This window comes from Roseovarius aestuariivivens, assembly GCF_004761875.1.
Classification (GTDB): domain Bacteria; phylum Pseudomonadota; class Alphaproteobacteria; order Rhodobacterales; family Rhodobacteraceae; genus Roseovarius; species Roseovarius aestuariivivens.
The window spans coordinates 196729-217968 of record NZ_SJEY01000006.1 but is presented as its reverse complement, the minus strand read 5'-3'; the positions used below and the strand labels follow the sequence as shown (position 1 = coordinate 217968).

General features: G+C 60.2%; 21 protein-coding genes and 1 tRNA gene. 11 read left to right on the top strand and 11 right to left on the bottom strand.

Translation table 11 applies throughout. From position 1 onward, the window contains the following. Position 1: 1 nt before the first annotated feature. From EZV60_RS11745 to EZV60_RS11715, 7 genes are all read left to right on the top strand, one after another. On the top strand, positions 2-1849 hold the full coding sequence (locus EZV60_RS11745; protein WP_135505671.1) for a cation:proton antiporter: 1848 nt from the start codon (positions 2-4) through the stop codon (positions 1847-1849). Positions 1850-1969: 120 nt separating this feature from the next. Beyond that, positions 1970-3715 (top strand): arginine--tRNA ligase, encoded by a 1746-nt coding sequence (gene argS, locus EZV60_RS11740; RefSeq protein WP_135505669.1) that lies wholly within the window; start codon positions 1970-1972, stop codon positions 3713-3715. Positions 3716-3799: 84 nt separating this feature from the next. Further along, positions 3800-4798, top strand: coding sequence for an SPOR domain-containing protein (locus EZV60_RS11735; protein ID WP_135505667.1), 999 nt, complete (start codon positions 3800-3802; stop codon positions 4796-4798). Continuing rightward, positions 4774-5802: a glycoside hydrolase family 3 N-terminal domain-containing protein gene (locus tag EZV60_RS11730; RefSeq protein ID WP_135505665.1), complete on the top strand. Its 1029-nt coding sequence runs from the start codon at positions 4774-4776 to the stop codon at positions 5800-5802. The genes EZV60_RS11735 and EZV60_RS11730 overlap by 25 nt, the downstream gene beginning before the upstream one ends. Then, entirely contained in the window at positions 5795-6586 is a 792-nt protein-coding gene (locus tag EZV60_RS11725; RefSeq protein ID WP_135505663.1) for a segregation and condensation protein A, read from the top strand. Before EZV60_RS11730 ends, EZV60_RS11725 begins: the two co-directional genes overlap by 8 nt. A 4-nt stretch (positions 6587-6590) precedes the next feature. After that, positions 6591-7253, top strand: a complete 663-nt coding sequence (scpB, locus tag EZV60_RS11720) for an SMC-Scp complex subunit ScpB (RefSeq protein WP_135505661.1) — start codon at positions 6591-6593, stop codon at positions 7251-7253. A gap of 78 nt (positions 7254-7331) precedes the next feature. Then, positions 7332-7562 carry a hypothetical protein gene (locus EZV60_RS11715; RefSeq protein WP_135505658.1) on the top strand — a complete coding sequence of 77 codons (231 nt, stop codon included), beginning with the start codon at positions 7332-7334 and terminating at the stop codon, positions 7560-7562. 6 nt (positions 7563-7568) lie between these two features. On the opposite strand, the gene EZV60_RS11710 is transcribed toward EZV60_RS11715, so the two are convergent. The 8 genes from EZV60_RS11710 to EZV60_RS11675 all read right to left on the bottom strand — a co-directional run bounded on the left by EZV60_RS11710 (position 7569) and on the right by EZV60_RS11675 (position 13192). Then, positions 7569-8642, bottom strand: a complete 1074-nt coding sequence (locus EZV60_RS11710; protein WP_135505656.1) for a 2'-deoxycytidine 5'-triphosphate deaminase — start codon at positions 8640-8642, stop codon at positions 7569-7571. A 67-nt stretch (positions 8643-8709) separates the two neighbouring features. Continuing rightward, a tRNA-Pro gene (locus tag EZV60_RS11705) sits at positions 8710-8786 on the bottom strand. Between the two features lie 55 nt (positions 8787-8841). Next, positions 8842-9744 carry a MerR family transcriptional regulator gene (locus tag EZV60_RS11700; protein ID WP_135505654.1) on the bottom strand — a complete coding sequence of 301 codons (903 nt, stop codon included), beginning with the start codon at positions 9742-9744 and terminating at the stop codon, positions 8842-8844. A 12-nt stretch (positions 9745-9756) separates the two neighbouring features. After that, positions 9757-10059 carry an integration host factor subunit alpha gene (ihfA, locus tag EZV60_RS11695; RefSeq protein ID WP_135505652.1) on the bottom strand — a complete coding sequence of 101 codons (303 nt, stop codon included), beginning with the start codon at positions 10057-10059 and terminating at the stop codon, positions 9757-9759. Between the two features lie 109 nt (positions 10060-10168). After that, a complete protein-coding gene (locus tag EZV60_RS11690; RefSeq protein WP_135505650.1) occupies positions 10169-11143 on the bottom strand; it encodes a beta-ketoacyl-ACP synthase III in 975 nt (324 codons plus the stop codon). Further along, positions 11140-12246, bottom strand: a complete 1107-nt coding sequence (gene plsX / locus EZV60_RS11685) for a phosphate acyltransferase PlsX (RefSeq protein WP_135505648.1) — start codon at positions 12244-12246, stop codon at positions 11140-11142. Before plsX ends, EZV60_RS11690 begins: the two co-directional genes overlap by 4 nt. Positions 12247-12269: 23 nt before the next feature. Then, positions 12270-12476 carry a 50S ribosomal protein L32 gene (rpmF, locus tag EZV60_RS11680; RefSeq protein ID WP_135505646.1) on the bottom strand — a complete coding sequence of 69 codons (207 nt, stop codon included), beginning with the start codon at positions 12474-12476 and terminating at the stop codon, positions 12270-12272. A 149-nt stretch (positions 12477-12625) separates the two neighbouring features. Next, positions 12626-13192, bottom strand: a complete 567-nt coding sequence (locus EZV60_RS11675; protein ID WP_135505644.1) for a YceD family protein — start codon at positions 13190-13192, stop codon at positions 12626-12628. A gap of 89 nt (positions 13193-13281) precedes the next feature. Between EZV60_RS11675 and EZV60_RS11670 the strand changes: the two genes are divergently transcribed. The 3 genes from EZV60_RS11670 (at position 13282) to EZV60_RS11660 (ending at position 16432) form a co-directional block, all read left to right on the top strand. Then, positions 13282-13740, top strand: coding sequence for an outer membrane protein assembly factor BamE domain-containing protein (locus EZV60_RS11670; protein ID WP_135505642.1), 459 nt, complete (start codon positions 13282-13284; stop codon positions 13738-13740). An 81-nt stretch (positions 13741-13821) separates the two neighbouring features. After that, positions 13822-14568, top strand: a complete 747-nt coding sequence (locus EZV60_RS11665) for a GNAT family N-acetyltransferase (RefSeq protein WP_135505640.1) — start codon at positions 13822-13824, stop codon at positions 14566-14568. A gap of 31 nt (positions 14569-14599) precedes the next feature. Then, on the top strand, positions 14600-16432 hold the full coding sequence (locus EZV60_RS11660; protein ID WP_135505638.1) for an ABC-F family ATP-binding cassette domain-containing protein: 1833 nt from the start codon (positions 14600-14602) through the stop codon (positions 16430-16432). A gap of 3 nt (positions 16433-16435) precedes the next feature. Here the strand turns inward: EZV60_RS11660 and EZV60_RS11655 are convergent, their stop codons facing one another. The 3 genes from EZV60_RS11655 to EZV60_RS11645 all read right to left on the bottom strand — a co-directional run bounded on the left by EZV60_RS11655 (position 16436) and on the right by EZV60_RS11645 (position 19960). Next, on the bottom strand, positions 16436-18271 hold the full coding sequence (locus EZV60_RS11655; protein ID WP_245306283.1) for a polysaccharide biosynthesis protein: 1836 nt from the start codon (positions 18269-18271) through the stop codon (positions 16436-16438). 253 nt (positions 18272-18524) lie between these two features. Beyond that, the gene (locus EZV60_RS11650; RefSeq protein ID WP_135505634.1) at positions 18525-19145 is read right to left on the bottom strand and encodes a sugar transferase; all 621 of its coding nucleotides are present in this window, start codon (positions 19143-19145) and stop codon (positions 18525-18527) included. Then, complete coding sequence (locus EZV60_RS11645) at positions 19142-19960, bottom strand: NAD-dependent epimerase/dehydratase family protein (protein ID WP_167853515.1); 819 nt, start codon at positions 19958-19960, stop codon at positions 19142-19144. The genes EZV60_RS11650 and EZV60_RS11645 overlap by 4 nt, the downstream gene beginning before the upstream one ends. A 129-nt stretch (positions 19961-20089) precedes the next feature. On the opposite strand from EZV60_RS11645, the gene EZV60_RS11640 reads away from it, so the two are divergent. Continuing rightward, complete coding sequence (locus EZV60_RS11640; protein ID WP_245306282.1) at positions 20090-21205, top strand: polysaccharide biosynthesis/export family protein; 1116 nt, start codon at positions 20090-20092, stop codon at positions 21203-21205. Positions 21206-21240: the final 35 nt, after the last annotated feature.

Below are 21240 nucleotides of genomic sequence, written 5' to 3'. Positions count from 1 at the left end.
CATGGCTACAGATGTCGCCGGTGGTGCGTTGGATCCGGTGATGGCGGTCGCCATGGTCGGTGCGCTTGGCGTGGGTTCGCAGTGGCTGGCCTGGAGACTTCGCATGCCGGCGATTGTGCTTATGCTGGTTGCCGGTTTGATTGCAGGGCCGGGGCTGGGTCTTTTTGACCCGCAGCGTGACATCGGTACGTTGATGGGTCCGATGATATCCGTGGCCGTTGCCATCATTCTTTTCGAAGGTGGTATGACCCTTGAGTTACAGAGCCTGCGTGGAGCTGAACAGGGTGTTAAACGGCTGGTCGTGGTCGGCGCACCTTTGGGCTGGGTGGGATCGACCCTGGCATTGCATTACATGGCCGGTCTCAGTTGGCCGACAGCGGCGGTATTCGGCGGTATTATGATCGTGACCGGCCCGACTGTTATTGCGCCGCTTTTGCGAACGGCCCGCCTCAGCCGAAGACCGGCGCAGCTTATGCAATGGGAGGCGATCGTTAACGACCCCATCGGCGCTTTGGCCGCCGTGTTGGCCTTTGAGGTCGTCATCGTTACAGCCAGCGCAGGTAGCCTGGGCCATGCTGCATGGGAAATCGCGCGGGGAATCACAGTGGCGGCCGTGGCAGGTTATGCTGCCGGATGGCTTTTGAGCGAGGCATTCCGGCGGGCTTTCGTACCGGAATTCATGAAAGTGCCGGTGGTCTTTGCTGCCTTGCTTGGCATTTTCGGTCTGACCAACCAGCTTTTGCACGAAAGCGGTTTGTTGGCGGTGACCGTCATGGGTGTCGTTATCGCGAACGCGGATCTGCCGAGCTACACCGAGCTGCGGCGTTTCAAGGAACACGCCACTGTCCTGCTGGTGTCCGGCGTTTTCATTCTTCTCGCTGCCAGCATGGATCGAGAGACCTTGGCTCGTCTCGACTGGAATGCCCTGGCGCTTGTTGTGGCGACGATATTTATCGTGCGCCCGGCGACCGTGCTTGTTTCCTTGCTTGGCACAAACATTCCCTTCAAGGAGCGCCTTCTTGTCGGTCTTACCGGCCCGCGCGGCGTGGTTCTCGTGGCCGTCGCAGGGCTCTTTGGCGAACGGCTCGTGGCCGAGGGTTTCGAGGACGCCGCCGCGCTGACGCCGCTTGCTTTCGCTCTGGTCGCGGCAACGGTCGTTCTGCACGGTTTTTCTCTTGCGCCGCTGGCCCGTATCTTGGGCCTTGCGGGATCGGGCACGCCCGGGGTCATCATCACCGGCGGATCGCGGTTCTCGGCGGCACTGGCTCAGGCGTTTCAAAGCGTGGATGTACCGGTGCTTGTCACCGATACCAACCGCGCCCGGCTTCGTACGGCGCGCGACATGGGCGTTCCGGTGTTTTTCGGTGATGTCCTGTCAGAGGCTGCGGAGCACAGCGTCGAGATTATGAACTACGGTCGCGTGCTCGCGGTCAGTGATAATGATGCTTATAACACGCTCGTCGCGACCGATCTTGGACCAGAGTTTGGGCGCGACAACGTATTTCAGCTTGGCCGGGCCAAGCAGGAAAGCCGCAGACACGCGTTGCCCAACAGCCTTGGCGGTCAGGTATTTGCCGGCGGACTGAGCTATCTCGAGATTGGCAGCAAAATGGCGCAGGGATGGGATGTGCGTGTGACATCACTGACCGAGGATTTCGACTTCGAAGCGTGGAAAGAGTGCCATCAAGACGCTGTTCCCCTCGGGCTTGTCCATCCTTCGGAAGGCCTCTTCTTCATGACCCCAAAAGAGCAGCCGTACCACAAAAAGGGTGTCAAGATGATCTGGCTTGGTCCGTCACGCGATGACAAACCGCAAAGTAGGGCCGAAGCGGACACTGCCGGCGACTGATCTTCTATATCGGAAAGCGGTCTGGCAAACTCCTCGCCGGCTACTGCGCCAGGCGTCGTGATCCGATTGACCTGCCAGTCTGCGGTGATAAACCGGCGCCGGAATAGCAAGGACAGACCGATGAATGTGTTCACTGAGATCCGCGCACAAGTGCTCGGCGCGTTGACCGCTTTGCAGCAGGCTGGCGATCTGCCGGAGGGGATCGATATGGACAACGTGACGGTTGAACCGCCACGTGATCCTGCGCACGGGGACATGGCCACGAACGCCGCAATGGTGCTGGCCAAACCGGCCGGCAAGAAGCCACGCGACATCGCAGAAGCGCTTGCCGCGAAGCTTGCCGACGATAGCTGGGTCACCAGCGCTGAGGTGGCGGGACCCGGGTTTCTGAATCTGCGCCTGTCGCCGGAAGTCTGGCAGGCGGTTTTGCGCGCGGCGCTTCAACAGGGCAGGGATTTCGGACGCTCGGACATGGGCCGGGGGCGCAAGGTCAACGTCGAATACGTATCTGCCAACCCAACCGGGCCGCTACATGTCGGTCACACGCGCGGCGCGGTGTTCGGGGATGCCTTGGCCAGCTTGCTTGATTTCGCGGGCTATGATGTGACGCGCGAGTACTACATCAACGACGGTGGGGCGCAGGTCGATGTGCTGGCGCGGTCGGTCTACCTGCGCTACCTCGAAGCACACGGCCAAGCGGTTGCGTTCGAGGACGGGACGTATCCGGGCGATTACCTGATCGAAGTCGGCGAGGCACTGAGAGCGGAGGTTGGCGACGCTTATGTCGATCAGCCGGAAGCGGTCTGGCTGGCCGAAGTGCGCGACTTTGCCACCGACGCGATGATGAATCTGGTCCGCGCCGACCTCAAGGCGCTCGGCGTCGAGATGGATGTGTTTTTCAGTGAAAAGTCGCTGTACGGCACCGGGCTTATTGAGGAAGCGCTTGCCAGCCTTGAGGCGAAAGGCCTCATCTACGAGGGCGTTCTGGAACCGCCCAAGGGCAAGACACCCGAGGACTGGGAGCCGCGCGAGCAGACACTGTTTCGGTCAACGGATCACGGCGACGATGTGGATCGTCCGGTCAAGAAATCCGATGGCAGCTGGACCTATTTCGCGCCCGATATTGCCTATCATTACGACAAGGTTAGCCGTGGCTATGACCTTTTGATCGACGTCTTCGGCGCAGATCACGGTGGGTATGTCAAGCGGATGAAGGCGGCGGTCAGCGCGTTGACCGATGGGCGAGTTCCGCTGGATATCAAGCTGACGCAGCTTGTTAAGCTCTACAAGAATGGTGAGCCTTTCAAGATGTCCAAGCGGGCAGGTACCTTCGTGACGCTGCGGGACGTGGTCGATCAGGTCGGCTCCGACGTGACCCGCTTCGTAATGCTCACGCGCAAAAACGACGCACCGCTCGACTTCGATTTCGACAAGGTTCTCGAGCAATCCAAGGAAAACCCGGTGTTTTATGTGCAGTATGCGCACGCGCGGATTTCTTCCGTTCTGCGAAAGGCCCGCGAGGCGGGCATTGATGTCGAAGACGGAACGCTTTCGCAGATCGATCTGTCGATGTTGACCGATCCAGCGCAGTTAAGCGTGGCCAGAAAGATTGCGGAATGGCCACGGCAGGTCGAGATTGCGGGACGCACCAACGAGCCGCATCGCATCGCCTTTTTCCTTTATGATCTGGCCAGCGAGCTCCACGCTTTGTGGAACCGTGGAAATGACGACCCGTCCTTGCGGTTTCTCGACGAGACCGATCCGGCGGCATCGCAGGCGAAAATCGCCCTTGCCCGGGCCGTAACCGTTGTTATTTCCGCAGGTCTTGGTATTCTCGGAGTTACTCCGGCGGACGAGATGCGCTGAACGTATCCAGATTTACGGAACGCCGGGGACGAGGCAGTACAGTATCCCGGCGGCCATGTATCGCCGGAGGACAAGAGGCGAGACATGGCAGATATGCAAAGCGTGCAGCATGGCGCTGCGCCAGAGCGGTCGTCCAACTTTCAGAAGCTGACCAATATGGCGGGAGCGGCCGTATCGCTTGCTTTGATAGTGGGCATCGGCGTTTGGGGCTACAAGATTCTCGTGCGGGACGTAAGTGGCGTGCCGGTCGTAAAGGCCGCCGAAGGTCCGATCCGCGTTCAGCCAGAAGATCCGGGCGGACAGAAAGCCCTGCATCAGGGCTTCGCGGTCAACGACGTGGCGGCAAAGGGCACGGCGTCCAAGCCGGCGGACCGATTGGTGCTGGCGCCTGAACCGCTCGACCTGACGCTGGAAGACCAGCCAATCACCCAGATCGAACAGGTCTCTTCGCCCGAGCCGACGCAATCCGCCGAGGATCTCATACCTTCGGAAGCCAGCCCTCAGGCGGAAGCAAACGAGCCAGTTCCGTCCTCACCCGAGGATGATACGCGTTTGGCCGCCTTGCAGCTTCTGGCAGACCAGCTTTCCGAAGGCGTGCCGCCAATACAGGCGTCACCCGAACTTACGGCGGAGCAAGAAGAACCTGCCCTAACCCAGCCCAACGCTGCTGTTGTGCCCGAGCCGGAGCCGGCCATTGCCGTGACGGAACCCGGGCTGGCGCGATCATTGCGGCCCAAGGCACGGCCCGCTCGCATCGCGAGCGTTGAAGAGGCTGTGGCGCAGGCCGTGGCAGCCCGGGCTGAGCCCCCTGTTGACCCGGAAAAAATTCCTTCGGGGACTCGCTTGGCCCAACTCGGGGCCTATGAAAGCGCTGCCGTCGCCGAAAAGGAGTGGGAACGTTTGTCGGGACGCTTTGATGAATACCTTGCGGACAAAACCCGCGTTATCCAAAAGGCACAGAGCGGCGGACGCACCTTTTACAGGCTCAGAGCCATGGGCTTTGCCGACCTCAGCGATGCACGGCGGTTCTGTTCGGCGTTGGTGGCCGAAAAGGCGGAATGCATTCCGGTCGTGACCAGGTGAGCGAACTCGGCGCGTGCATTCTCGGGGTGGAAGGACTGCACCTGACCAAACGGGAACAAAGGTTGTATGCGCGTGTCGCGCCCTTCGGCTTTATCCTGTTTGGCAGAAACATTGACACGGCGGCTCAGGTGCGCAGTTTGTGTGCTGAACTGCGCGATGCGGCAGGCCACGATGCGCCAATACTGATCGACCAGGAGGGCGGGCGTGTGCAACGCCTGCGTCCTCCACTTGGCCGGGAGTGGCTGCCGCCGTTGGAGGAAGTGGAGCGCGCAGGCGCGCGGGCCGAAGATGCGATGTACACACGCTATCGCCTGATCGCTCACGAACTTCTAGACCTTGGTATCGACGCGAACTGCGCCCCGCTCGTGGATGTGGCTGAAAGCCATACGCACCCGTTTCTATTAAATCGCTGTTACGGTCGGGATGCCCATACGGTGGCGCAGCTTGGACGTGCGGTGGCGAATGGTTTGCTGGACGGAGGCGTCTTGCCGGTCGTCAAGCACATGCCGGGACATGGGCGCGCCGTCGTCGACAGTCACTTTGACCTGCCAACCGTGGAGGCCGATCCAGAGGATCTGCGCAAAATAGATTTTGCACCCTTCAAGGCTTTGAATGACTTGCCTCTTGGTATGACCGGCCATCTGGTGTTTTCCGCGTTCGACCATCGCCCGTCGACGATCTCCTCGAAGGTGATGGGGCTGATCCGGAATGAGATCGGCTTTGATGGACTGATCATGACCGACGATATATCCATGAAAGCGTTGCAGGGCGATCTTGGCGAACTCTCCGCAGCTTCACGATCGGCCGGGTGCGATGTGGTTTTGCACTGCAATGGCCAATTCGAAGAGATGGTCGTGGTCGCAGATGCGTCTGGGACACTGTCTGGTCGTCCGCTAGATCGGGCACACCGCGCCCTCGCGACGCGCCGGAGCCCCGTCGAGGTTGACATTTCCGAGCTTGAGGCAAAGCTGGCCGAGCTTTCACACGGTCGGGGCCATGTCTGACGACGCATTCGATGAACAGCCGGAGCGGTTTGAAACCGTCAGCGATCGCCTCGCAGCGGAAGCCCTGATCGTTGACGTTGACGGCTATGAGGGACCGCTTGATCTGTTGTTGACGATGAGCCGCACGCAGAAGGTGGATCTTCGCAAAATATCTGTTCTGCAGCTGGCGCAGCAATATTTGGCCTTTGTCGAGCGCGCCAAAGCATTGCGGCTGGAACTTGCGGCGGATTATCTCGTCATGGCCGCATGGCTGGCTTTCCTGAAATCCCGTCTTCTTCTGCCACCCGATCCAAGCGAGGACGGCCCATCGGGTGAGGAACTGGCTGCGCATCTTGCCTTTCAGTTGGAGCGCTTGCAGGCGATGCGCGATGCAGCGGCAAAACTTATGGCGCGTGACCAACTGGGTCGGGACTTCTTTGCCCGAGGGTTGACCGAGGATGTGACCCGCATTCGGACAGTGCGATACACTGCGACGTTGCTGGATCTGATGCAGGGCTATGCCCGTATCCGGACCAAGGACGAATTTCGACCCTATGCCTTTGACCGCGAGGCGGTTTTCACCCTGGAGCAGGCCCTGGAGCGGATGCGGGGGCTGATCGGTTTCGCGGGAACGTGGACCGACATTTCTGGATACCTTCCGGATGGGTTTACTGCCGATCCTGCGCGGCGGCGCTCGGCCACCGCGTCGACCTTTGCCGCGGCGCTTGAATTGGCTAAAGAGGGCAAAGTGGAGTTGCGCCAAGCAGAGGTCTTTGCCCCGGTCGAGCTGCGGCGGAAGGATTAACATCATGTCGGATGTACATGAAGAAAAAGAAGAAAGCCTCTTTGAGGCGCCTCCGATCGCCGAGCAGGAGCGCATGTGCGAGGCCATTCTTTTCGCAAGCGCCGAGCCTGTAACCGTTCGAGAACTCGAGACGCGACTACCGCATGGCTGCGACGCCGCGGAGGCGCTTGTGCATCTGCGCAGGCGCTATGACGGGCGTGGCGTGCGGCTGGTGAAGGTGGGCGACGCGTGGGCCATGCGCACCGCGCCCGATCTCGGTTTCCTTATGGAAAAGGAAACCGTGGAAATCCGCAAACTCAGTCGCGCCGCGATCGAAACACTGGCGATTATTGCCTACCATCAACCGGTGACTCGCGCCGAGATCGAGGAGATCCGTGGTGTGTCCGTCAGCCGTGGAACAGTGGATCAGCTCTTGGAAATGGAGTGGATCCGCTTTGGCAGGCGAAAGATGACGCCGGGCAGGCCTGTGACCTTCGTGGTCACACAGGGCTTTCTGGATCATTTCGGGCTTGAGAATGCACGCGACCTTCCAGGTCTCAAGGAGTTGCGAGCTGCCGGACTGCTTGAAAACCGCCCTCCACCGGGAACGGTGCCTCAGATGGGAGACGGCGATGAAGACGCCGAAGAGGCGTTGCAGAAAGGGCAAAGCGAGCTCTTCGAGGACTAGTGCTATAGTTGTCAGTGACGCCCTGAAAATTGCATATTCATCGATTATAAACTTCGCGAGGCAGAAGAGGAGGGCGCAATGAACGCCAATCAAATTATCAACATGGTCGTGCGGATGGTCGTTCGGCGCGTTCTGCGATCGGGCGTTAATGCGAGTATAAACGCCGTCGGAAACCGCATGTCGAAAGGCAAGCAGGCTAATAGCGCAGAAGACGCGCGAGCCAATCATCAGAGCGGGCCGGATACGCGTAAGACAACGCAACGTGCCAAGAAAGCGCTGCGTGCCGGACGACGGTTGAGCCGGTTTTAAGGCCGCTCAAACCTTGAAATGCTTGGACAGTTTCAGACCTTGTCCCTGGTAGTTCGAGGCAATGCCCGCGCCATACAATTGCTCGGGCACCTGATCCATTTTCTCGTAGACCAATCGGCCAACGACCTGACCGTGTTCGAGAACGAACGGTGCTTCGTGGCAGCGCACCTCCAGAACCCCGCGTGAACCGCTGCCACCTGCCGCTGCATGGCCGAACCCGGGATCGAAAAAGCCAGCGTAGTGCACGCGAAACTCTCCGACCATCGCTAAATAAGGGGCCATTTCCGCCGCGTAGCTGGGCGGGATATGGACAGCCTCGTTACTGACCAAAATGTAGAAAGCACCCGGATCCAGGATGATACGGCCTGCTTCCGTATGAACCTCTTCCCAGTAGTCTTCCGCGGCATAGCCGCCGATGCGATCCAGATCGATCAAACCGGTATGTGGCTTCGCGCGGTATCCAACCAACGTGCCTGTCTCTGGCTTGAGATCTACGGAAAATCCCAGACCATCGCCAATGACCGCCTCGCCGTCAACCAGCGGGCTTTCAGCATGCAAGGCGGCAAGCGCGGCATCGTCAAGCACGGCTTGACCCCGGCGAAAGCGGATCTGGTTGAGCCGCATGCCGGGACGGACCAGGACCGAAAAAGAGCGCGGACAGATTTCGGCGTAAATAGAACCGGAATAGCCCGTGGGAACGCGGTCGAATTCCTCGCCGCCGTCGGTGATGGCCCGGGTGAGCAGATCCAGGCGGCCGGTCGATGACTTTGCGTTGGCGACAGCCTGAAGATCGGACGGCAAATCGAGATGTTCCATAAGCGGCACGACATAGACACACCCCTTTTCCAACACAGCGCCTTGGCTGAGGTCGATCCGGTGCATCTCGAACTCTTGAAGCCTTGCTTCGACCGTGGCGCCGGCACCTGTCAGAAAGGACGCGCGTACGCGGTAGGCGACCGCGCCAAGCCGCAAATCAAGTGAGGCCGGCTGCACCTGCTCTGACAGTATCTTTTGCTGAGAGGAAATGCGGCCGTCTGCGATAAGGGCTGCGATCTGCTGGCTCGCCAAAACGCCGGTCATGTCGTCCCCCGAGTTTTGCAAACCGGGACGCTGACCGGTGTCGTCTTGCTGGGCTCACGCGTGATTTTGGTCGGGCTAGCAGGACTCGAACCTGCGACCTTCCGTCCCCCAGACGGACGCGCTACCAGGCTGCGCCATAGCCCGACTTGGCTTGCTACATACTGGTTTTGGCGCAGAGAACAAGGGGTAAATCCCACTTTTACCCCCGGCTGTCGCGACCGGATCGGAGGGTCTGTTTCAGCTCTTCAAGCACTGGTTCAAGGCGCTTTGCCTGGGCCAGAGACAAGGGCGTAGGCAGCCGGGAAAGACGGCTGAGAAGGCCGGGTTCCGCCGCTACCGTGTCGGCAGGATCGTCGGGCACTTCGATCTTTCTTGGTCGAGGACCGAGGTCCGGTGTCGCGCTGTCTTGAGTTTCAGTCGCGGTTGATGGAGTGTCGTTCTCCTCGCGCCGCTTCAGGAAACTGGGCAAGGGCGCAAGAGGATCTTCAGCGTCTTGTGACGCGTTCGATGTTGCCTCTGCTTCGGTATCCGGCGCAGTTTCCGTGTCCGATGCGCGACGAGAAAAGCTCAGTTGCTCCTGCGGCGTTTCCGGATCTGGCGCGTCGGTGGGTTGTGGCGTCGCGCTGTCCATTTGCTGCGGGCCGGGCAGGGGTTCTGGCGGCTCGGTCACCTCTTCCGGAGGAGGAGGTGGCGGCAATTCGGTTTCAGGCTCTGCTTGCGGCATCGCCGCGCTCTCTGGCGCGGGCGCCGGTGCAGGCTCTGCCTTTGGCGACGCATGTGTCTTCGCTGTCTCGGGATGTTCGATCACCACGTCGTCGGCTGCATCGCCGAGCGGTTGGGACAGTTCCGCGACATGCGACACGCCCTGTTCGCGCAGAATTTTCTGCACGCCCTTGATCGTCATGCCGTCGTCATGCAGCAATTTCTTGATGCCGCCCAGCAATTTCATATCCGTCGGACGATAGTAGCGCCGACCGCCGGCGCGTTTCACCGGCTTGACCTGGCTGAACTTGCTTTCCCAGAACCGCAGCACATGAGCGGGCGTTTCGAGCCACTCGGCGACTTCGCTGATGGTGCGGAACGCGTCTGCGGATTTGGGCATCGGACCGGTATCCTAGCGTCGGTTCCCTGCGGCGACACGATCCTTCATAAGATGCGAGGGGCGGAACGTCAGGACGCGACGGGGCATGATAGGCACCTCTTCGCCGGTCTTCGGGTTGCGGCCCACGCGTGCGGATTTCTCTCGTACCGAAAACGTACCAAAGGACGAGATCTTGACCTGTTCCCCCTTTACGAGTGCGTCGGACATATGTTCCAGAACGCTTTCGACGAGGTCCGCGCTTTCATTGCGCGAGAGGCCTACTTCGCGAAACACCGCTTCGCTCAAATCCATGCGTGTCAATGTCTTGTTCGCCATCACCCAACCCTCCGGTGTTTTCAAGACATTAGGCGCGAAGAAAATTCCGAGTCAATCTCAATGGCTTGTCCGCAGAAGTTTAGGCGGTGTTTTAGCGCTTTGTTCTACGCTACCAGCGTAAAACCACCGCCCCCCAAGCCAGCCCGCCGCCAATCGCCTCGGACACGAGCAGGTCTCCGCGCTTGATCTTGCCCTCGTTGACGCCCACCGACAGTGCGAGCGGGATGGATGCCGCAGAGGTATTGCCGTGATCCTGTACGGTGACGATGACGTGATCCATGGGGATGCCCATCTTTCGGGCGGTGCCCTGAATGATGCGGATGTTGGCTTGGTGCGGTACGATCCAGTCCACATCCTTATCATTAAGGCCGGCTTTTTGTAGCGCGGCCTCCGCCGTGGACGTCAGCTTTTCAACGGCTTGCCGAAAAAGCGGATTGCCCTGCATCCGCAGTTTTCCCGAAGTGCCCGAGGATGACACACCCCCATCGACATAGAGCATGTCCCGGTAGCGGCCGTCGGAATTCAGGTCTGTCGACAGGATGCCACGATCCTCGGGACCGCCCGTGCCTTCCTGTGCGCCAAGCACAATGGCCCCCGCGCCGTCTCCGAAAAGAACGCAGGTCGAGCGGTCGGTCCAATCCATGATCCGGCTGAACGTTTCGGCACCGATCACCAAAAGGCGCCGCGCCTGGCCGGAGACAATCAGGGCATTGGCATTGGCCAGCGCGTATATGAACCCCGCACAGACCGCTTGTACGTCGAAACCGAAGCCACTCGTCATCCCAAGTTCGTACTGCACCATGGTGGCGACAGAGGGAAAAGTCAGGTCCGGCGTCGAGGTGGCGACCAGAATGCCGTCGATGTCATCTGCGCTAAAGCCCGCGTTTTCCAATGCCATTTTCGCGGCGAATACCGCAAGGTCGGATGTTGTCTGATCCTCGGCCGCAAAATGCCGGCGTTCGATCCCGGACCGGCTTTTGATCCACTCATCGGATGTATCGAGAAAGCTTTCGAAGTGACTGTTGGGCACGACCCGCTCTGGCAGATAATGGCCTACGCCTTCGACAACGGCACGCATTTTCATTCCTGTTCACCGTTGTCCCGGGCTTTGTCTTCGCCCTCCTGCTCGGGCAGATTGGCCGAAGCAACCCGTGCGGCAAGCTTCTCGGAAAAGCCCGTTTCTGCCAGTTGGAAAGCCAGCTTGACCGCCGCCGAAACGCCCGTTGCGTCGGCGGAGCCGTGCGATTTGACAACTGTGCCGTTGAGTCCGAGGAAGACGCCGCCATTTGCCCGGCTGGGATCTATGCGTTTGCGCAAGCGGCGCAGCGACGTATAGGCGAGAACAGAGGCCAATCGGGACAGAGGCGAATGCATGAAGGCATCGCGTAAAAGCTCGCGGATAAGCTTGGCGGTCCCTTCACCGGTCTTCAGCGCGACGTTGCCTGTGAAGCCGTCGGTCACGATCACGTCGGCCACGGTGCCGGGCAGGTCGCGGCCTTCGACGAAGCCCACGAATTCGAAATCACCGTTGCGGGCGTTGGCCGCGATCAGATCGTGCGCTTCTTTCAGTTCGGCCCGCCCTTTGTGTTCCTCGGTTCCAACGTTGAGCAAGCCGACACGCGGCTTTTTGAGGCCGAAGCCGTTGCGCGCGTAGGACGTGCCCATCAAGGCGTACTGCATCAGGTCTTTTGCATCGGCGCGAATATCCGCGCCACCGTCGAGCATGATATTATGCTTTTGCGGGTTCTGGGACGGCCAGAGAACCGCGATTGCCGGCCGGTAGATGCCGGGCAGTTTGCGCAGGCGAATGACGGACATAAGCATCAGGGCGCCGGTGTTGCCGCAGGAAACGCATACCGATGCCTCGCCGGCCCGCACCGATTCAATCGCCGACCACATCGATGTGGTTTTGCCCTGCCGCACAACCTGGCTCGGTTTGTCTTCCATCGACACGATGTCGTCGGCGTGCCGAATCTCGCATCGGCCGCTCAGGGTCTTGCGGCGCGCAACAAGCGGTTCCAGCGTGGCCTTGTCGCCGTGCAGGATAAATCCAATGTCCGGGTTCTTCTTCGCGGAATAGGAAATGCCGGCGACAACGGTCGCCGGCCCCAGATCGCCGCCCATGGCGTCGACGGAAATAAGGATTTTACCGTTTCGCGGCTTGCCCTGATCCTGCTGTGAAGTCATGGGATCGAGGCCCCCGCAGGTGCTTAGGCGGCGTCGTCTTCCAGATCAATGTCATCGACCATTGCCACTATCTCGCGGTCGGCGTAGTGGCCGCAAGCCGCGCAGACGTGGTGGGGACGCTTTAGTTCGCCGCAGTTCGGGCATTCATTCGGGTTGGCCGCCACGAGCGCGTCATGCGCACGACGGTTGTTGCGGCGCGATTTCGAAACTTTGTTCTGTTGGACAGCCATGTCACAACCTCAGGTCTGGTGGGCGGATACGCCCGGTTTCAACTCTTGGGCGGCTGATACTCGGTCCTGCGCCGCAGGTTCAACCCCAAATCCGGTGGAAGCGCGAAAATACAGGGAAATCGTGCTCTGGCAAGCGATTCTTTATGGTCTCAGCCGCTGTCGCCGTCGCCACCTTCAAGCTTGCGTTTTAGGGCGGCAAGAGATGCGAAGGGCTTAACGTCTTCGTCGCGCAGTGGCGTTGCGCCCGGTGGTGCGAAATCGGTTTTTTCCAGTTCGGCATCTGAGCGTTTGGGATAGGGTGGTAAAGCCAGCGCAAGGGCTTCTTGCATGACCGCGTGCAGGTCGATCACTTCGCCCAAGGGTTCTATCGTGTCGTCTTCCGGCATCTCGACCTCGTCGGTTTCCGGAAGCGGCGCGGGCACGTCGCGCAAGAAGCGCCGTGTGACCTGTTCCTCAACACGGGTTGTAACCGGTTCGAGCGTAATGACACAGGGTTGAACAACGGTTGCGCCAAGCTCTGCCTCGACGCGCCAGTCCGCCGTGCCTTCGGGCAGAATATGCCCCGTAAAGCGCAGTTTGCGGAGATCCAGAAGGTTCAATTCTTTGGCGATGCGCGCCAGAGACATTTCGTCGGGCACGATCTCGAACGCATGTTCTTGGGCAGCTTTCAGGGTGGCCACACGGACACGGCCGGAGTTTTCACTGTTCTGGGTCATGGGCCGCGGCTTATCCTTTCTTGAACCTCGATGCTACCTTGTTGTAAGCGGGGTGAAAGCCTGCTGGCAAAATGCTCAAGAGGACGATGATGGGTGACATGATCAATCGGGTTGCCAGACTGGCGGCGCTCTTGGGCTTTATTTCGGTGCTTGCGGGCTGCGCGGCCTCATACCGAAACCACGGCTATGTGCCCAACCAGGAAGACATCAATTCCCTGGTGGTGGGCGTGGACACGCGGGCAACGGTCGACGACGTCATTGGCGCACCTTCAGCGGCGGGTCTTCTGAGCGAGGGTGATTATTATTACGTGCGCAGCCGTGTACGAGAGTACGGCGCGTTTCGGCCCGAGGTGGTGGAGCGGCAGGTGCTGGCCATCAGCTTCGCCCAGGATGACACTATCGCGAATATCGAAAGCTTCAGCCTCGCGGATGGGAACGTCGTGCCTCTGACCCGTCGGGTGACAAGCTCGTCTGTTGTCGACAAGGGGATCCTGCGGCAGCTTCTTGGCAATTTCGGCAATATCGACCCCAGCCAGATTTTCAACTGATCTCGTCACGAACCTGTCGCGGCTTGTGTGCCACACATGGCGCATATAGCGTTATGCAAGGGCTCAGAAGGGCGTGATCGGATGTTCAGCAAAGGACGCTATCGGGCGCGCGTTGCACAGACGGTGGAGGATGTTTGCGCCGCCCAACACCTGCGCGGCCAGGCTTTCCACGGAAAGGACCGGGCCGATATTGCCGATTGTGACGCGTTCGATGCTCTTTGTACTCATTTTCTGATCGAGGACATCTTGGCCGACAAGCTCGTCTGCTGCTTTCGCCTTTTGCCACTAAAGGGAGGCACGGAGATCGGACGCAGCTATTCCGCCCAGTTCTACGAGCTGTCCGCGTTGCAGGGCTTTGAGGGGCCGATGGTTGAGATGGGCCGCTTTTGCATCCATCCCGCAGCGCGCGACCCGGATATCCTTCGGGTGGCCTGGGCTGCGGTGACAAGGTTTGTGGATGACACCGGCGTCGAGCTTCTTTTCGGCTGTTCCTCTTTCAAAGGCACGGACGCCGGCACTTACCGAGACGCGTTCGCCATGCTGAAGGACCGGCATCTTGCGCCGCGTCGTTGGCTGCCGCGTGTCAAGGCACCCGACGTGTTTCGCTTTGCGCAGACGCTGCGCCGCTGTCGGCCGGACACACGGCGGGCATTGCAGGGAATGCCGCCTCTGTTGCGGACTTACCTGATGATGGGCGGATGGGTCAGCGATCATGCGGTGGTCGACGGGCAGATGAACACGCTGCACGTCTTTACGGGCGTCGAGATCAAGGCGATTCCGGCCACCCGAAAGCGGCTGTTGCGGGCGGTGGCGCAAGAGGTCGCTTGACGCGACGCGGGGGGCGGGCTAGCCCGCAGCCATGGCGCGCGCACCTCTTCTCCAGCTTTCTGATATATCTCTGACCTTTGGCGGAGAACCGGTTTTCGATGATCTGTCGCTGGTAGTTCAGCCCGGCGACCGGGTGGCGCTCGTAGGCCGAAACGGGTCCGGCAAATCCACGCTGATGAAAGTGATGGCTGGCCTGGTCGAGCCAGACCGGGGTACGCGTGTCGTCAGCCCGGGCATGAGCGTGGGGTACATGGAGCAGGACCCCACAATGGAAGGTTTCGCCACGTTGGGAGACTTCGCCGCGAGCGAGCTGGATCCCGCCGAAGAGTACCGCATCGAAATGGCGGCCGAGGGCCTAGCTTTCGATCCTGACCGCCCCGTTGCAACAGCCTCGGGGGGAGAGCGCCGCCGCGCGGCCCTCGCCAAGCTGATGGCCGAGGCCCCCGATCTTATGTTGCTGGACGAGCCGACGAACCATCTCGACATCACCGCCATTGCCTGGCTCGAGGATCAGCTGCGCGCCACAAAGGCGGGGTTTATTCTGATCAGTCACGACCGCGCCTTCCTGCGCGCGCTGACGCGCGCCACGCTTTGGATAGATCGAGGTTCGGTCCGCCGGCAGGAAAAGGGCTTTGACGCGTTCGAGGCCTGGCGCGACAAGGTCTGGGAAGAAGAGGACATGGCGCGCCACAAGCTGAACCGGAAGATCGCCGAGGAGGCTCGTTGGGCGGTTGAAGGGATCAGTGCGCGGCGCAAGCGCAACCAGGGCCGGGTGCGTGCCTTGCAGGACTTGCGCGCCGAACGCGCCGCGCAGATCAAGCGCCAGGGAACGGCGGCCATGGCGCTGGAAAGCGGACCACAAAGCGGCCGCAAGGTGATTGAGGCGCGCGGGATTTCGAAGAGTTTCGGCGATGGACCGATCGTGCGAAATTTCGACCTGACCGTACAGCGCAAGGACCGTGTCGCCTTTGTCGGGCCGAATGGCGTCGGCAAGACAACGCTACTCAAGATTTTGATGAAGGAAATCGAACCGGACAACGGAGAGGTGCGGCACGGCACAAACCTCGTTCCAGCTGTATTCGATCAAGCGCGCGCGCGCCTTGATCCGGATATGACTCTTTGGGACAGTCTGACCGGCGATCCGGAGATGCGTGTCTCTGGCAAGGCCGACCAGATCCTTGTTCGCGGTCAGCCAAAGCATGTGGTCGGTTATCTCAAGGAGTTCCTCTTCGATGAGCGGCAGGCGCGCGCGCCGGTGCGTTCGCTCTCCGGCGGAGAAAAGGCGCGTCTGCTTCTGGCCAAGCTGATGGCGCGGGAAAGCAATGTTCTGGTGCTGGACGAGCCGACCAACGACCTTGACATCGAGACGCTGGACTTGCTTCAGGAGTTGCTCGACAGCTACGATGGTACCGTGCTTCTCGTCAGTCACGATCGTGACTTTCTGGATCGGGTGGCGACCACGACCGTCGCGATGGAGGGACGTGGCCAGGTGGTGGTCTATGCCGGCGGATGGTCGGATTACATGGCGCAGCGGCAGGAGGCTCCGGCACCAGCAGAACGGCCGAAAACCGCGCCGGCGAGCCCCAATAAGGCCACCGCAGCTCAGACCGCCCCAAGGTCGGGTTCAGGCAAGCTGAGTTTCAAGGAAAAACATCGGCTCGACACCTTGCCGGACGAGATTGCTCGTCTGGAAGGCGAGATCGCCAAGCTGGAAAGTCTACTCGCAGATCCAGATCTCTACAGGCGCGAGCCGGCTAAGTTCACCAAGGCCACCGAAGCGCTTGGCGCACGGCAGACTGCGCTGAAAGCAGCAGAAGAAGACTGGTTGGAGCTCGCTGAAAAGGCCGAGGCGCTCGGGCAGTAGTGCTCAGAGATTGACCGAGCGCGATGCCACCTTGTCGTCGCCTTGGCGCTCGATCCACTGATCCAGTGTCTGCTTCAGCAGGTCTTCGCTTCGCGTGTCGAGCGACTGGCGCAAGGCTTGCAGGGCATTGGCCATTTCGATTTCGGACAGATGGCTTTCCTGCGCGCGAAGGATCTTCGGGTGCGGAGTTGTCAGCATATCCGAGCCGATCAACAACTCTTCGTGCAATTTCTCGCCAGGTCGAAGGCCGGTGATCTCGATCTCGATTTCGCCTTCCGGGTTCTCGGCATCGCGCACGGAATAGCCGGCGTTCCGGATCATTTTCTCGGCCAGTTTCCGGATCGGAACCGGCTTACCCATGTCGAGCACGAAGACATCGCCACCGCGCGCGAACGAGCCCGCCAGTAGTACGAGGCGCACGGCCTCGGGGATTGTCATGAAGAAGCGGGTCACGTCTGAATGGGTCAACGTCACCGGACCGCCCCGAGCGATCTGTTCCTGGAATAGCGGAATAACGGAGCCGGACGATCCAAGCACGTTGCCGAAGCGCACCATGGAAAAGCGGGTCGTCGTCGACCGTGTTGCCAGATCCTGCACAGCCATTTCGGCAAACCGTTTGGATACGCCCATCATAGAGGACGGCCGCACCGCCTTGTCGGTGGAAACGAGAATAAACCGCTCGACCCCGGTCAGTCGGGCGGCATCGGCGACGGTCTTTGTTCCGAAGACGTTCACCCGGATGCCTTCCAGCGCGTTTTCCTCGACAAGCGGCACATGCTTGTAGGCGGCGGCGTGCAGTACGACGTCGATCTTGTTGCGCTCCATGGCGTCGACCACCAGACCCCGTTCGCAGACCGAGCCGAGGATCGGTACGATCGGGGTTTCCGGCGACAGCGTCGCCAGTTCGCGATGCACATCGAAAAGCGCCAGTTCGCTGTGATCGAGAAGGATCAGCTTACTTGGCTTACAACCGACAAGCTGCCGGCAGAGTTCCGAACCGATGGAGCCGCCGGCGCCGGTCACGAGAATATTCCGGTTGCGGTAGCTTCCACTGACGCCTGGCAGTTCCTGCTCCAACCTTTCCCGCCCAAGCAGATCATGAACGTCGACGGGCTTGGTGTCCGACAGGCTGTCCGCCTTGTTGGCGATCAGGTCCGAAAACGACGGCAGCGCGTGAACCTCGCATCCGCTTTCGACCAGGCGCCGTGTGATCGCCGTCTGGACCGCGCGTTTCGCGCTTGGCATGGCAAGAATAATGCGGCGCACGTCGTAGCGGTCGACGAGATCCTGGATTTCCACCGGCGCATAAACGCGAAGTCCGGCGACCGTAAGGCTTTGAAGACGCCGGTCATCATCCACGAACGCGATCGGTTCTACCGCGTCATCCACAGCCAGAGCCGTTGCAAGCTGCTGCCCCGTTTGGCCCGCGCCGTAGATGATGATCGGAACGCGTGGGTTTCCGCGGCGATAAATCATCAAAAGCGCCTGGCGCATGAACAGTCGTGACGTAACTGACAGGATCAGAAAAAGCATACCCGTCACGACATAAAGCGGGGCGGGAAAGGACGGGGGCGTGGCGATGACAGAATATGCAACTCCGGAGCCCGTAATCACGGCGGCCACAAAGGCGGATTCAACCACCCCCTGCATCTGGTAGGCGTTGAGCTTGATCTTGTGGAGTCCGAGAAAGGCAATCAGGCCCAATCCGACTGCCATAAGGATGCATGCGCCGACAAGAAAGCTGTCGAGCATGTTCACAAAGCCGATATATCCGATCAGCAAAGAAGTCGCCAGCGCGTGCGCCACGGCAATGAGCAGAACGTCTATCCCGAGAAGCATCAGCCGTTTTTGCTGTCGGCTTAGTGAAACTGCTATTCGGTAAAGCATGGCAATCCAATTTCTGCGGTTGGAGTAGAGTGCTTACTGCTCAGCCCCTGCCAGGCACACACCTGTAGTGCTAGGATCATCTATCCAGCGATATCACCCTGCTTTGAGACGGTAGCGTATCGATAATGGGTCAAACAAGTTGGATTTTTCTGCGGTCGCGAAATACCGCGCATTTTTTCATCAGATCGCTAAATAACTAGCACACTCAAGAACGCCTTCCCAGTCCAAATACCTTTTTCACCGTTTCGAGGATGAGCTTTAGATCGAAACAGAGCGAGTGGTTCTGAGCCCATATGAGATCCAATCGGGCCTTTGCCGGGATACAGCGCCGCCGGTATGTCGTATCGGTCTCCTCGGCCGTCATACACTGCGCCAGAAGTTGTTCCTCGCGTCGGTGAAACCGCAAGGTTGCAAGACCGGTGACGCCGGGACGTTTTTGCAAAACCGCACCGTAGATTTCGGGGAAAAGCTGCACGTAGCGTGGCAAGGGAGGACGGGGACCCACAAAACTCATGTCGCCACGCAAGATGTTGAGCAACTGAGGCAATTCATCGAGACGGGTGCGGCGCAGGAAACGGCCGGTCCGTGTGATGCTTTGATTTTTGTAGCCGGCGGATACGGTGTGATCCTCGACCCGGGGCCGCATCGTGCGGAACTTCCAGAGACGAAAGGGAACCGTCGGGCTTTTCATCCTTTGTGAGGTGTAGAAGACGGGCCTGCCGTCGATCATGAGGATCATCACGGCGATCAGCATCATCGGCAGGACGAGTACCACACTCAGGAACAAGGCGAGTGCGAGGTCCATCGCGCGTTTGCCGGGCGTCATCTTCGTCTCTCCAGCTCCTGCCAGTCTGCGACAAGATCAGCGGGCTTTGACATCAGTTGGTGAAGAGGCAGTAGTCGTCCAAGCCGGCCAACGTCAAGCGTGACATCCTGCACTGCGCGGGCAGGTGCCGGGCACCAGAGAACCTCACGGCCCGCGGCTCGCAAAAGCCCCTCCATTTCCACGGGCTGCGGTGCCGCGATATTCAGAATATCCGGGCAGTGATGCCGCTCCAGTTCGGTCAGGCGGGTCACGATTCGCAGAAAATCGCTTGCTGCGATATAGCTGCGCCGAGGGCCATGCCCGTCGTCGAACCGGTCGAGCTTTACCGCAAGGTTTGCGCGCAATCCCGGCGCGAGACTGTCGGCGCCGACCACGTTCGCCAACCGCAAAATGACGTGATGCGACCGGGAATTGTCGCGCAGCTCTGCCACCCGGCGCTCCATGTCCAGCTTGGCGCGGCCGTAGGGGTTTATGGGGCAGGGGGCCTGATCTTCCGACAGGTTTGCGCCGGGGCCGTAAACCGCTGCGCTGGACATGTGAAAAACCCGGTCCGCTCCGCAGGCATTGGCGATGTCCGTCGTGAGATCGACCAATCTTGCATTGGTGGCAAGCTCGTGCTCGCTGCCGTTGGTCAGCCCCCAAAGCGCCACGAGTGCCTTGCAGGAGGGCAGGTGGCAAGCGGGTTCGTCCGGACGCCATTGCAGATCCGCGCCCGGGCGTCGCGACTGAAAGACGATCTCGGCTCTCTGCGGTCCATCGCGGTCGCGCGCGGCGCGGAGTAAAGCTCCGAGCCGTCCGCCGGATCCTGTGATCAATATGCGTGTGACGTGATTCAAATTTGCTTCAGTTTCCTGCGAAGATCGTTTTCGGGAATAAAGGCATTGTCTCGCCTCTTGCTAACGGGTTAGTCAGTCTGCGTGAACAAGAAATCGGGGGCAAACCGGATGCGAACAGCCAAGCTGATCCTTGCGGCCATGTGCCTTACATTGCTGAGCGCCTGTGCGTTACCACGCGGAGCAGCGGTGCAGTCCGAGGTCCTGAAGGAAAGCCGCTCCGAGGCACCAAGCTTTCAGGTGGTCGAGGTCACGCGCGACACCACACCGCTTCTGGCGAAATGGCCGCGCAGCGGTTGGCATGGCCACTATCACTGGCTTTCCGCGGATCGCGGTCCCGACTCTTCGACCATTCAGACCGGCGATGTGATCGACATGGTCGTCTGGGACAACAACGAAAATTCACTTCTGACCGGTGACAATGGCCGTTACGCCAACATCGCCCAGCAAAAGGTATCGTCTTCGGGCAAGATCTTTCTGCCTTATGTGGGCGAGATTTCCGTGCGCGGTCTGACCGAAGACTCCGCACGACGGCGGGCGCAACAGCAGTTCGAGCAGATCCTGCCATCGGTGCAGGTGCAGCTTTCGGTGACGGCCGGACGGAACAACTCGGTCGATGTGGTCAGCGGCGTTGGTGCGCCTGGCCGATACGAGCTGGAAAGCCGCAACACGAAGATCCTGGGTATTCTGGCGCAGAGCGGCGGGGTGGATCCCGGACTGCGCAACCCGCTGATCCGTCTTCAACGCGGCGGGCGCACGTATGAAACCCGGGTCGACGCCATTCTGGCAGATGCAGGCCGGAATGTTCGGCTGCGCGGCGGCGACGAGATCATCGTCGTCGAGGACGACCGGAGCTTTAACGCGCTTGGTGCGACAGGTCAGCAGCAACTGGTCTATTTCGATAAGGACCGGCTTAGCGTCATGGAGGCGCTGTCGAGCACCGGCGGTCTGAATGCGAGCCGGGCCAATCTGGAGGGTGTGCTGATCCTGCGCGATTACCATCCGCGCGACCTCAAGCCGGGCTTTGCGGGACCCAACAAACAGCAGGTCGTATTCACGCTGGACCTGACCTCTGCGGATGGGCTGTTTGCAGCGCGCCAATTCCTTGTGCAGCCAGGTGACACGCTTCTTGCAACGGAGTCGCCGATCAATGCGGCCTCGACCATCATCGGTCTTTTCGGCACAGTGATCGGTGTCACTGGCGCGGTGAACAACGCCACCAACTAGATCGAAGTGACCGGGCCACGTGTGGGCCTGCTGTT